Raw genomic sequence first — 12,842 nt, 5'->3', positions numbered from 1 at the left:
CCATGGCAAAACGACGGAAACGGCGCACACGGCGCAAAAAATATCCCATTCGCATCACGCCCTCGCAGGGGCTGGTCTTTCTGCTCACTGCCTTTTGCCTGGTCATCGGCCTCCGGCTGGGGCTGGGAGGCCAGAGTGGTGAAGGCGGGTTTACCTGGCGCGATTTTTACGACGCGCTGCAGGTGAATGCGATGCCTCAGGGGCTGGAGGAGGTCCCGGCGGATGGCCAGGCGGTGCACTTCATCGATGTGGGCCAGGCGGATGCCACCCTGCTGCAGAGTGGGCAGGAATACTGCCTGGTGGATGCGGGCGAGGCCTCCAGTGAGGAAGCCCTGCTGTCTTACCTGGATGCAATGGGCATCACCCGCCTGAAGCTTCTGGTAATGACCCATCCCCATGCGGATCACATTGGCAGCATGCAGGCGGTGCTGGAGCATGTGCAGGTGGAGCAGGTTCTGCTGCCGGACTTCGACAAGGCACCCTATCCCACCACCCGCACCTTCGAGCGGGTGATGGATACCATTGAACAGCAGAATATCCCCACCGTGACGGCCGAGCCGGGGCAGGAGTTCACCATCGGTGAAGCGACCCTTTCAGTGCTGGCAAACGGTGTGGAGACCGACAATTACAACAACCTCTCCCAGGTGCTCTTCTTCCGGGCTCCGGGACTGCGGGTCATGCTCACCGGCGACGGCGAAACCGAGGTGGAAGAGGATGCACTGGCCCACTGTGAGCTGCCCCAGGCAGACGTGTTCAAGGCGGCTCATCACGGCTCCAGCACCTCCAATACCCTGTCCTTCCTGCAGGCAATCCGGCCTCAGTATGTGGTGGTCAGCTGCGGAAAGGACAACAGCTACGGCCATCCCCATCAGGAGGCGCTGCAGTACTACGCTCTGGTGGGTGCCCAGGTGCTGCGCACCGATGAGGATGGCAGTGTGGTCATTGCGGCCACCGAGGACGGACTGCAGTGCTACACGGCTTCCGGTGGCCAGCAGGCAGACAGCGCAGCCTGAGAAAGGAGAAGAGCGATGCAGGAGCTTTGTATCCTGGACCGGTGGGAAGGGGACACGGCGGTGATCGAGGTCACCGACGAGGCGGACCTTACCCACTGGCAGCGGGCAAACCGCAGCGAGCTGCCCGCAGAGGCCCGGGAGGGCGATGTGCTCACTCGGAGCGGGCAGGGCTGGCAGGTGGACCAGGCGGCCACCGCCGCCCGGCGGGAAAAGATGGCAAGGCGGCTGGCCCGGCTGAAAAACCGGGGAAATCCCTGAATCCAATAAAAAAGAAAGCGGCGGCGCATACGGAAAGCTTTTCCGTGTGCGCCGCCGCTTTTTGTGTGCAGATAAATGGGCCTGAAACAAAAACTCCCCTGTGCGGGATGCACAGGGGAGTGAAAAAGCGATTCAGAAGAATCAGACAGGCATGGTCTGGATGGTGCCGCGTACGCAGTCCACAGAAACCATGGTCTCGTCCTTCAGCAGACGGGTGGCGTTGGCAACACCAACGATCACAGCCTTGCCCAGAGCCAGACCGGCGATGGCGGCGTGGCTGTTCATGCCAGCCTCCTCAACGATCACGGCATTGGCCTCACGCATGTAGGGCAGCATGTCGTTGTTGGTGTAGGGAACCACCAGCACGCAGCCGGGCTTGCACTTGCTGGCAACCTCTTCGGTGTTGCGGCAGATGCACAGGGCGCCCTTGGCGTTCTGGTTGCCGATGCCCACGCCGCTGGCCAGGAACTCGCCGACCATGTGGACCTTGATCATGTTGGTGGTACCGGAAACACCCACGGGAACACCGGCGGTCACAACCACCAGGTCGCCGCTCTGCAGCAGGCCGTGCTCCACAGAGGTCTTAACAGACAGCTCAACCAGCTCGTCGGTGCTGTTGGCGTAGGGCATCAGGATGGGATGCACGCCCCAGCTCAGAGCCAGGTGACGCTGGGTCTGCTCGTCCAGCACGCAGGCGATGATGGGGGTCTCGGGACGGCCCTTGCTCAGCAGGCGGGCAGTCTCACCGCTCTTGGAAACGGTGATGATAGCGGTAGCCTTGATGTCGGCTGCGGTGGTGCAGGCGGCATGAGCGGTAGCAGCAGCAATGCTCAGGCGGGTATCCAGGGGGCTCTTGCGCATATGCTCGATGTAGCTGGAGTCGCTCTCGGTGCGCTCGGCGATGGCGGCCATGGTGCGAACGGCCTCCACGGGGTACTTACCGGCAGCGGTCTCACCGCTCAGCATGATGGCGCTGGTGCCGTCGTAGATGGCGTTGGCAACGTCGGTGATCTCGGCACGGGTGGGACGGGGATTCTCCTGCATGCTCTCCAGCATCTGGGTAGCGGTGATAACGGGCTTGCCGGCGGAGAAGCTGTGGTAGATGATGTCCTTCTGGATCATGGGGATCTCGGTGAAGTCGATCTCAACGCCCATGTCGCCGCGGGCAACCATGACGCCGTCGGCAGCAGCCAGGATCTCGTCGATGTTGTCGATACCCTCGCGGTTCTCGATCTTGGCGATGATGCGGATGTTGGACTTGTGCTCGTTCAGCAGGCGGCGGATATCCTGGATGTCCTGCGCGCTGCGGGTGAAGCTGGCGGCGATGAAGTCGTAGCCGTTCTCGATACCGAACAGGATGTCCTCCTTGTCCTTCTGGCTCAGGTAGGGCATGGACAGGGAAACGCCGGGCACGTTAACGCCCTTGTTGTTGCTGATGGGGCCGCTGTTGTTCACCAGGCACTCGATGTCGGTGTTGGTCACAGCGGTAACGGTCATGCTGATCAGGCCGTCGGCCAGCAGCACGGTGCTGCCAACGGAAACGTCGCTGGGCAGATCCTGATAGGTGATGGAGCAGATGTCCTTGTTGCCCTCCACGTCACGGGTGGTCAGGGTGAACTTCTGGCCGGCTTCCAGCTTGGTCTTGCCGCCGGCGAACTGCTTCAGACGGATCTCGGGGCCCTTGGTGTCCAGCAGAGCAGCCACGGGGCGGCCCAGCTCCTCACGCAGAGCCTTCAACTTGTCCAGACGGCCCTTGTGCTCCTCGTAGTCGCCGTGGGAAAAGTTGAAACGGGCAATGTTCATGCCGGCCAGGATCAATTCGCGCATTACGCCCTCTTTGTCGGTAGAGGGGCCTAAGGTGCAGATGATTTTCGTCTTACGCATTCGTAAAATCCTCCTAAATACTCTCTTCTCAAATATCTATCCACAACGTCTCCGAAGCGGAGACGGGGTCGCTGTTTCGCTCGCCGCCCCTATTATATAATAAAAAAACATTTCGTGAAAGGGGTACGGGCAAGCTTTCGGAAAAGTATATGCAATCGTACCAATTAAATAAAAATTTAACAGAATATTTTATTGCATTTTTTCAACAAAGCTGATGGGATATACTTAACTTTTTAAGGCAAATACGATATAATGAAACAACACCCTACAGCCAACGAAAAGGAGGCAGAAACAATATGGCAAAACGAGTGTTTTTAGTAGTACTGGACAGCTTCGGCGTAGGCGCCGAGCCGGATGCGGATAAATTTGGTGATGTGGGCGCCAACACCCTGGCGTCCATCGCCGCCAGCAAGGCGTTCGATACCCCTAATATGAAGAAGATGGGCTTGTTCAATCTGGACGGCGTGACCTGCGGTGAGCCCGCGGCACAGGTGCTGGGCACCTGTGCCCGCCTGCAGGAGGCCAGCAACGGCAAGGACACCACCATCGGCCACTGGGAGATTGCGGGTGTGGAGAGCGAGCGTGCTCTGCCCACCTATCCCAACGGCTTTCCTGCGGAAGTCATCGAGGAGTTTGAAAAGCGTACCGGCCGCAAGGTGATCTGCAACGCCACCTACTCCGGCACCGAGGTGCTCAAGGACTACGGCGAGGAGCATATGCGCACCGGCGCGCTGATTGTGTATACCTCGGCCGACAGCGTGTTCCAGGTGGCCGCGCACGAGGAGATTGTGCCGGTGGCTCAGCTGTATGAGTACTGCCAGATCGCCCGGGATATGCTCAAGGGCGAGCACGGCGTGGGCCGCGTGATTGCCCGGCCCTTCGTGGGCACCTGCGCGGCAGACTTCCAGCGCACCCCCCGCCGCCATGACTATTCCCTCAAGCCCCCCAAGAAGACCATGCTGGACGCGCTCAGCGCCGCGGGCAAGGCTGTGATCGGCGTGGGCAAGATCTACGACATCTTCGACGGCGAAGGCGTCACCGAGACCATCCGCACATCCGGAAATACCGAGGGCATCAAGGTGATGCTGGATCTGGCCGACCGGGATTTTGAGGGCCTGGCCTTCATCAACCTGGTGGATTTTGACATGGTCTACGGCCACCGCCGCAACATCGACGGCTATGCCGCCGCAGCCACCGAGTTTGACCAGGGCCTGGGCGAGATGCTCAAAAAGCTGCGCCCGGACGATCTGCTCATTATCACCGCGGACCACGGCTGTGATCCCGGCTTCACCAAAACCACCGACCACACCCGGGAATATGTTCCCATGCTGGCGGCGGGCAGCTGCGTGAAGGAAAACAACAATCTGGGCACCGTGCTGGGCTTCGGGGCCATCGGCAAGACCATCTGCTCTTATCTGGGTGTGGAGGCCGAGCTAGCGGGCCAGGACCTGAGCGAGCGGATGTTCCAATAAGCCAAACGTGCGGAAAAGCATGATTTTTTCAATCATTTTTAATTTTTTTGAAAAAAGTGCAATATAAACGCACGCAATATCGTCTTTTATATGGCGGCCGCGGAGCGTTGCTCCGCGGCCTGTTTGTTAGCAAAAAAAGAAGGGCTACGGAACGAATTCTGTGAATATCAAGATGGTTGTTGTGTGGGTGCTGGCGGTGTATTTTTTGCTGGACAGCATTGTCCGCTCGCTGCGCTCCAATTTCAATTTCGGCATGCTCATCATGTATGCCATCACGGCCGGGCTGTGGATCTACGGGCTGTTTCACCGGCAGATCGACGCCTTCTGCGCCGCCGGTGTGGGCCGGGTGCTGCGCATCGGCTTTTTCTGTGGTGTGGGCGTGTTCTGTGCGCTGCTGGCTTTTGTGGCTCTCAGCGGCTATAGCGACCAGCCCCAGGGCGATGAAAAGGCGGTGATCGTGCTGGGCGCCGGGCTGCGCAAGGATGTGCCCAGCAAGCTGCTGGTCCGGCGGCTGGAAAAGGCGCTGGAGTACCACGAAGAAAACCCGGACGCAGTGATCGTGGTCACCGGCGGTCAGGGACAGGGCGAGACCATCCCGGAGGGAGTGGCCATGGCCAGGTGGCTGATCGAGCGGGGCGTGCCCGAGGAACAGATCATTGTGGAGGATAAGAGCACCTCCACCGAGGAGAATCTGCTGTTTGCCCGCCGCCTGATGGAGGAGCGGGGCATTGCGGCCAGTGAGCCCATCGTGGTGGTGACCAATGCCTTCCACTGCTACCGGGGCGGGGAATATGCCCGCATGGTTGGCTTTACCGATGTGGACACGCTGCCTGCGTCCATCGGGCTCAATTCCATTATGCCCTGCTATTTCCGCGAGGTATTCGCGGTGCTTTATTACTGGGTCTTCAAAAGCAGCCGAACCGGCTGGATGCTGCAGTTCGTGGGCATCTTCTGACGGTTGGCTGGAATCCGATATAATGAAGAGGTGAAATCATGGCGCCAATTATCCGTGTGGAGCATCTGCGTAAGGTTTACCGGGTGGGCCACGAAAAGGTCATTGCGCTGAACGATGTGAACCTGGCCATCGAGCCGGGAGAGGTCTGCTGCATCGTGGGCCCCTCCGGCAGCGGCAAATCCACCCTGCTCAATCAGCTGGCAGGGCTGGAAAAGCCCACCAAGGGACATGTGTTCATCGGTAAGCACGACATCAGCGAGATGACCGAAAACGAGCTGGCAAAATTCCGTCAGGAGCATCTGGGCTTTATCTTCCAAAGCTACAATCTGCTGCCAAATCTGACGGCGGCGGAAAATGTGGCCCTGCCGCTGATGTTCAAGGGTGTGGGGCGCAAGGAGCGGCTCAAGCTCGCCACCCAGGAGCTGAAAAAGATGGGCCTGGGCAAGCGGGCAGGCCACAAACCCACCGAGATGAGCGGCGGCCAGCAGCAGCGGGTGGGCATTGCCCGCGCCTTTGTGGCCAAGCCCAAGGTTATTTTTGCGGACGAACCCACCGGCAACCTGGACAGTCAGACCACCAAGCAGGTGCTGTACCGGATGCTGAACATGGCGAAGGAGAACAACATCACCTTTGTCATGGTCACTCACGAGCGGGACCTGGCGGCAGTGGCGGACCGGGTGGTCACCATCAAGGACGGCAAGGTGGAGAGAGACGTGGTAATGGACGCCGAGGCCAAAGCGGCGGCCATGGCCGAAATGTTCAGCGATATTATGGAACAGGAGGCTCCGGCGGAACCCAACACCACGGTGCCTATGAATAGCGAAAAACAGTGAGGAGAAGAAAACCATGAAACAGAGAATCAAACGGATCAGCGCCGTTCTGGCCATGGCCATGGCACTGAGCGCATTCAGCGCCTTCGGCGTATTTGCCGAGGGCGAGAGCACTGCCCCGGCCAGCGCGTCCCAGAGCACCAGCGTGGCCGCACAGACGGAAAGCGGGAGCACATCGGGGTCCTCGTCATCCTCGACATCGGAACCTACGCCCACTCCGGAACCCACCCCGAAGCCGGCGGCCTATATTTCTAACTATACTGTAGAGGGCTACCCGGGAAATCATTATAGCCGGGGCGAGAAAGCTACCATTAAGGTATGGGTAGTAGATGAAGGGGCTGCATCCAGCGAAAATAAAAAAGTTACTGCTCGAATCAATACACCCGCATTTTCTCAGAAGAGTGCAGAAGGTAGTTTAAGCGGGAATGAGTACACATTCACCTTTACCGATGTGGAATATGTGGGTGGTGGTACGGACTTTTCCTTTGAACTGATCTATGAGAATGGAAGTCCTATCACAGTTCTAACCCAGAACTTCTCAATGTGCGACGATAGTCCTGACCCTACGCCCGAACCTACTCCTGCGCCCACTGAGGTTCCTGCTCCCACCGAGAAGCCGGAATATGATTACCCGAAGATCCTGGTGAAGGATTTCTCCTTCGGCGGCAACAGTGTGGAGGCCGGCAAGGAGTTCACCCTGGAGCTGACCCTCTTCACCACCAGCGGCAATGCCAACCTGCAGGACGTGATGGTTGGCCTGAACTTCGGTGAGCTGAAGGGCGTTTCCCTGGCCAGCGGCAGCATGAATACTTATGTGGGCGAGATGGCTCCCAACACCACCAAGACCATCAGCTATAAGATGATGACCGATGCCACCATTGAGCCGGGCGCCATCAGCATCAATGTGAACCTGAGCAGCAAGAACGGCGAGGCTGCCACCTCTCCCATCTCCATTCCGGTGACCCAGCCCGAGCGGTTCGACATCACCAATATGGAGGCCCCCGAGACCATCATGATGGGCGAAGAGGGCTATCTGTCCGTTACCTTCGTGAACAAGGGCAAGAGTGCCATCAACAACCTCTCCGCCGAGATCCAGGGCGAGAACCTGGCCAACCCCGGCCAGAGCCAGTTCCTGGGCAACATCGCTGCCGGTACCGAGAATTCGGTGGATTTCAGTGTCATGGCTGCAGCCGAGGGCACCATCAACGGCAAGGTCATCCTGAGCTATGAGGATGCCAAGGGCGAAGTGAAAACCCAGGAGAAGGAGTTCTCCTGCACCGTAGAGCCCATGATGGATATGGGCATTGACCCCATGGACCCGGGCATGATGGACCCCACCATGACCGAAACCAATCCCGGTATGCCCATCTGGGGCTGGGCGCTCATCGTTGTGGGCGTTGTGGCTGTGGTTGTTGTGGTCGTGGTTGTGGTCAAGAAGAAGCAGAAAGCAAAGAAACTGGCTCAGTTGGAGGATGAAGATGAAGATATCTGATCTGCTGCGTCTCAGCACGGATAATCTTCGCCGCCGCAAAGGCCGCACCGCACTGACGGTAATCGGCGTGGTGGTGGGCACCTTTTCCATCATCGTAATGATCAGCCTGGGCATTGCCAGCAATGCCCAGAACGAAGCCATGCTGCAAAGCTGGGGCGATCTGACCCAGATCACCATCAACAACTACCAGTGGGGCGCGGCCAGCAGCGAAGTGCCGGTGCTGGACGACAAGATGCTGGAGCAGCTGCGCGGCTACGAGCATGTGGTGGCGGTGACCCCCATGTATCAGGACAATAACCTGAACGCTCAGATTTACGCGGGCAAGAACGACCGCTACGAAGCCTATGCCTGGAACATGTACGGCGTGGATATGGACGCCCTGCAGGCCATGGATTACCAGCTGATCAGCGGCAGCTTTGTCTCCAGCGACACCAACCTGGGCAAAAAGAAGATCCCGGTGCTGATCGGCGAACATTTTGCCTACGAATTTCAGGATACCCGCAAGAGCCCCAACAGCGGTAAGCGCCAGCGTTACTGGGGCGAGACAGATTCCCTGGGCAATCCGGTGGAGCCCTTTTTTGATATCCAGAAAGAGAAGCTCACCCTTCGCCTGACAGCCTACGACAACAACGGCAACGAAAAGACCGAGGATTATCAGCTGGTGGTTATGGGCGTGTTCCAGCAGGACGACGCCAAGCAGTATTTCACCAACTCCGGCATTGCCATGCGTGTGACGGATATGCAGATGCTCAGCAAAGCGTATCAGAAGCTTTCCGGCAACAAGCAGAGCAGCGGCGGCAGCTATATGATCACCAGCAACGGTCAGCAGCTCAAGCAGCAGGACAATGGCTACGAGAACGTCTACGTGAAGGTGGACGACGTGGACAACGTGAGCGATGTGGAGCAGAAAATCAAGGACCTGGGCTACGAGACCTATTCCATGACCCAGATCCGTGAGGAGATGCAGGCCAGCGTGGCCAAGAGCCAGATGATTCTGGGCGGTACTGCCGCCGTGGCTCTGCTGGTGGCGGCGCTGAACATTGCCAACACCATGATGATGTCCATCTACGAGCGCACCAAGGAAATCGGTGTGATGAAGGTGTTGGGCTGCGAGGTGCGCAAGATCCGCAATATGTTCCTGGTGGAGGCCGGTGCCATCGGTCTGCTGGGCGGCGTGATCGGCGTGATACTCAGCTATATAGCCAGTGCAATCCTGAACAACCTGACCATGATCGCAGCGCTGTTCGGCGGCACGGTGGACCTGAGCGGCCTGATGAGCAGCTTCGGTGGCGGATACTATTACGGTATGGACGGCGGCAGTGCTGCCATCTCCATGATTCCGCCCTGGCTGGTGCTGCTGGGTCTGGGCTTCTCCACCCTGGTGGGTGTGCTCAGCGGCCTGTGGCCTGCCATCCGTGCCACCAAGATCAGCGCGCTGGAGGCCATCCGGCACGAGTGATTTTCCCAAAAGAGCAGAATACAAAACAAAAAGCTTCGGAGTGCCATGCACCCCGAAGCTTTTTTATGTTCCGAGAGAAAATGTGGCTCAATAGCGGGCCACCACCAGGGTGTCGCCCGCCTGTACGCCGGTGTCACCGGTGGGGATGATGGTCTGGCCATCCCGCTGCACCATTACCACAAGCGTACCGGGGGCAGGAGGTGCGTCCCGCAATTGCTTGCCGCACAGCTTGTGAGAGGCGTCGATGCTTACCTCCTGCAGAGTCAGGTTTGCCCGGTTCTCAAATTCCCGGGCGGCAATGACCAGAAGATCCCCCGCCAGCATCCGGGAGGAGCCGCTGGGCACCAGAACGCCCTCACCCCGGCGGATGATCAGGCTGACCAAAAAGTCCGGCGGGGTCACGATCTCCCGCAGAAGCTTACCCGCCCAGGGGTGGCCTTCGTCCAGATGGAGCTTGATGAAGCAGATGTCGCTTTCCTCTTGGTAGTCGTTGAAGGTACGCCGCACGTCCGCGTTGTCGTCAATCATGGCAACGTGGTGGGCCATGTGGGGCAGCAGGGTGCCCTGAATACCCATGGAAAGCAGTACGATGCAGAAGACCAGATCAAACAGGTCGTAGGTGAGCGGTGTGTTGTGCAGCACCGCGTAGATGGCGAACACGATGGAGGCTGCACCGCGCAGACCCGCCCAGGAGACCAGCGCAATCTGCCCGGCTTTGGGCCGGAAGGGGGCCAGCAGTGCCGCCACTGCCACCGGCCGCCCCACCAGGGTGAGAAAGGCCAGGATGCACAGCGCAGGCACAAAGACCCGGGGCAGCTGGGCCGGGGTGACCAGAAGACCCAGCAGAAAGAAGATCATCATCTGGGTGATGCCGGTGACCGCGTCAAAAAAGCGCACCAGATCCCGCTTCTGGGCAATGGGCGCGTTGCCCATCAGAATGCCGCACAGATACACGCTCAGGTAACCGTTGCCGCCCAGCATGGAGGGCAGTGCATAAGCGATGAGGGCAGCGGCAAACACGAAGATGGTATCGCCCTGAGCCATGGCGGCATGGGAACGCCGCAGCAAAAAGGAAGCGGCAATACCAATGCACACGCCGAACAAAATGCCGAATACCAGCTGTTTGGCCAGAACCAGCGGCACCGAAATATCGCCGCCGGTCATCAGGGTCACCAGTACCACCGTGAGCATATAGGACATGGGGTCGTTGGAGCCGGATTCCAGCTCCAGCAGGCTGGCCGTGTTGAACTTCAGGTTCAGGCTGCGGGAACGCAGAATGTTGAATACCGAGGCCGCGTCGGTGGAGGCGATCACCGAACCGATGAGCAGGCTCTCCAGCCAGGAAAGCCGCAGCACCAGGTGGATGAACAAGCCGGTGAGCCCGGCGGTGAGCAGTACACCCAGGGTGGAGAGCAGCATCGATTGCGCCGCAACCGGCCGGGCAGCCTTCCAGTTGGTGCCAAAGCCACCGTAGTACATGATAAAAATCAGACACACCGAGCATACGGTCTCGGCCAGGGAATAGTCATTGAACCGGATACGAAACAATCCGTTTTCTCCGAACAGCATGCCCAGGCCGATGAACACCAGCAGGGTGGGGATGGGCAGCTTTTCGGTGAAGTGATGTGCCAGAATGCAGGCCAGGATCACCACGCCGACCAGCAGAAGAATTCCGTTCAAGGGCATACCTCCTTTGCAGATGCAGGAATAGCGCCTGCGCTATAAAATACTGTATGCGCAGGCGGGCGGATAAAGCCACAGTAAACCGGGCACAGAGAAGAAAAAGCGTGGGCCGTGTGACTGGCCCGCGCAGAAAGCCGTATATTTTGATTAGAAGCTGTAGGGGTAACCAATGGCCTGACGTACCGTTTCGGCAGCGTCTACACCGCAGAGCCGCCGCACCAGTGCCAGAGAGAAGGGAATGGAAGCGCCCAGCCCCCAGCCGGTGATGATGTCGCCGTCCTCCACCACAGGTTCCTTGACCACGGTGGCACCGGCCAGCTGGTCGGTGAAGGAGGGATAGGCAGTGGCCTTTTTGCCCTCCAGCAGGCCGAAGGCGGCCAGTGCGCTGGGAGCGGCGCAGATGGCGGCCACCAGCTTGCCAGCAGCGGCTGCCTGCTGGCAGACAGCCTTCACAAAGTCGTTTTCCTTCAGGTTGAGGGTGCCGGGCATGCCGCCGGGCAGCATGACCAGATCAAAATCGGCAGCCTGGATATCCGCCGCGACTGCGTCGGTGTCCATGCGCACGTTGTGGCTGGAAAGAATCTCCGGCTTCGGGTTCACCGATGCGGTAACTACCTCCACCCCGGCACGGCGAAGGATATCCACCGTGAGCAGAGCCTCACATTCCTCGGTTCCATTTGCCATAAATACACAGGCACGTTTCATCGTTAAAACCTCGCTTTCCCGGGCCCGTAATCCGGGCCTGATGTTTTTTTGTATGGTCAGCGGCCGGTGGGCTGCCCGTCCCTGGCCGGGGCGACCCGGCAGACGGTAAGCACGCCGCCGCTTACGGTAAATTTGACTTCCAGCCCGGCAAAGGTCAGGCCGTAGAGCCGGTCCGGGTCATCCTGGTAGGAGGGGCGGGGGTCCTGCGCCAGCACGCCCTGCAGGGCACTGCGCTTGGCCTCGGGCACCCGGTCCAGCCATTGCTGAGGGAAGACCACCTCCAGGTGATAATCCCGCACCGGGCCGGCAAAGCCGCTCAGTGCCTCGGGGTGACAGTCCGCCGCGGGCAGATAGGGCTTGATGTCGAAGATGGGGGTGCCGTCCAGCAGGTCCGCACCCAGCACATGGATTACCGGACCCAGCTCCGGGTGAAGCTCCACCTGGTCCAGCTTCACGCAGGAAAGACCGATGGCGTTGGGGCGGAAGGGGGAGCGGGTGGCGAATACGCCCATCCGGGTGTTGCCGCCCAGCCGGGGCGGGCGTACCGTGGGTGACCAGTTCTGCCGCACCGCTTGGGAGAATTGCCAGATGAGCCATAGGTGGGAAAAATCCTCCAGTCCGCGCAGGGCGTTGGGGTCCCGGTATTCCGGCTCAAACACGATTACGGCCTGCAGGCTTTCCACCAGGCCGCTCTGGCGGGGAATGCCGAATTTGCTGGTAAAATCACTGTGGATGCGGGCAATTATCCGCATGGGAATGGTATCACTCATAAAAGGTCCTTTCAGGGGATCAGTTGCCGTTCAGTTGAGATAAGACCTCGTCCGGGTTCAGTACCTGGGCGTATCGATTGGCCCAGATCTTTTCCTCATAATAGCGGGTCAGGTCGCGGGCACAGGCGAAGTTATTGTCATCTGCACTATCTTATTATAGCACAAAAAAGGCTGGAGGCACCAGCGCCGCAAAAGAGAAGATTTGGGACATCTGGATTTCTGAAAAGGATGTGGAACAACAAGAAAATGAAGCGAAACTGTTAATTTTATAATTAAATTGTGAAAAAATTATTGCGCATTATGACGAAACATGGTATGCTT

The 12,842-nt window shown here is 58.9% G+C and carries 11 protein-coding genes; 7 read left to right on the top strand and 4 right to left on the bottom strand.

Features of this window, described 5'->3' with window-relative positions; all coding sequences use genetic code 11:
• The first annotated feature begins 2 nt into the window (after window positions 1-2).
• Both PH256_RS01960 and PH256_RS01955 read left to right on the top strand, forming a co-directional pair.
• Entirely contained in the window at window positions 3-1,013 is a 1,011-nt protein-coding gene (locus PH256_RS01960; RefSeq protein WP_270912773.1) for a ComEC/Rec2 family competence protein, read from the top strand.
• Window positions 1,014-1,028: 15 nt separating this feature from the next.
• Entirely contained in the window at window positions 1,029-1,271 is a 243-nt protein-coding gene (locus PH256_RS01955; RefSeq protein ID WP_270912772.1) for a DUF3006 domain-containing protein, read from the top strand.
• Between the two features lie 141 nt (window positions 1,272-1,412).
• Here PH256_RS01955 and pyk read toward each other — a convergent pair whose 3' ends face one another.
• Entirely contained in the window at window positions 1,413-3,155 is a 1,743-nt protein-coding gene (gene pyk / locus PH256_RS01950) for a pyruvate kinase (protein ID WP_087183361.1), read from the bottom strand.
• A 296-nt stretch (window positions 3,156-3,451) separates the two neighbouring features.
• Here pyk and PH256_RS01945 point away from each other — a divergent pair, with 296 nt between their 5' ends.
• The 5 genes from PH256_RS01945 to PH256_RS01925 all read left to right on the top strand — a co-directional run bounded on the left by PH256_RS01945 (window position 3,452) and on the right by PH256_RS01925 (window position 9,363).
• Window positions 3,452-4,627 carry a phosphopentomutase gene (locus PH256_RS01945; RefSeq protein ID WP_270912771.1) on the top strand — a complete coding sequence of 392 codons (1,176 nt, stop codon included), beginning with the start codon at window positions 3,452-3,454 and terminating at the stop codon, window positions 4,625-4,627.
• Window positions 4,628-4,787: 160 nt separating this feature from the next.
• Window positions 4,788-5,582 carry a YdcF family protein gene (locus PH256_RS01940; RefSeq protein WP_270912770.1) on the top strand — a complete coding sequence of 265 codons (795 nt, stop codon included), beginning with the start codon at window positions 4,788-4,790 and terminating at the stop codon, window positions 5,580-5,582.
• Between the two features lie 38 nt (window positions 5,583-5,620).
• On the top strand, window positions 5,621-6,415 hold the full coding sequence (locus PH256_RS01935) for an ABC transporter ATP-binding protein (RefSeq protein ID WP_270912769.1): 795 nt from the start codon (window positions 5,621-5,623) through the stop codon (window positions 6,413-6,415).
• 13 nt (window positions 6,416-6,428) lie between these two features.
• Window positions 6,429-7,904 carry a COG1361 S-layer family protein gene (locus PH256_RS01930; RefSeq protein ID WP_270912768.1) on the top strand — a complete coding sequence of 492 codons (1,476 nt, stop codon included), beginning with the start codon at window positions 6,429-6,431 and terminating at the stop codon, window positions 7,902-7,904.
• A complete protein-coding gene (locus PH256_RS01925; RefSeq protein ID WP_270912767.1) occupies window positions 7,891-9,363 on the top strand; it encodes an ABC transporter permease in 1,473 nt (490 codons plus the stop codon). Before PH256_RS01930 ends, PH256_RS01925 begins: the two co-directional genes overlap by 14 nt.
• A gap of 87 nt (window positions 9,364-9,450) precedes the next feature.
• Here the strand turns inward: PH256_RS01925 and PH256_RS01920 are convergent, their stop codons facing one another.
• The 3 genes from PH256_RS01920 to tsaA form a co-directional block, all read right to left on the bottom strand.
• Complete coding sequence (locus PH256_RS01920) at window positions 9,451-11,049, bottom strand: potassium/proton antiporter (RefSeq protein ID WP_333766210.1); 1,599 nt, start codon at window positions 11,047-11,049, stop codon at window positions 9,451-9,453.
• Window positions 11,050-11,193: 144 nt separating this feature from the next.
• Window positions 11,194-11,751, bottom strand: coding sequence for a DJ-1 family glyoxalase III (locus PH256_RS01915; protein WP_270912765.1), 558 nt, complete (start codon window positions 11,749-11,751; stop codon window positions 11,194-11,196).
• Between the two features lie 56 nt (window positions 11,752-11,807).
• A complete protein-coding gene (gene tsaA / locus PH256_RS01910; protein ID WP_270912764.1) occupies window positions 11,808-12,521 on the bottom strand; it encodes a tRNA (N6-threonylcarbamoyladenosine(37)-N6)-methyltransferase TrmO in 714 nt (237 codons plus the stop codon).
• Window positions 12,522-12,842 lie beyond the last annotated feature (321 nt).

The organism is Allofournierella sp. CML151 (assembly GCF_027853465.1).
Lineage (GTDB): Bacteria > Bacillota > Clostridia > Oscillospirales > Ruminococcaceae > Allofournierella.
This window is presented reverse-complemented; position numbering and strand designations above follow the sequence as displayed.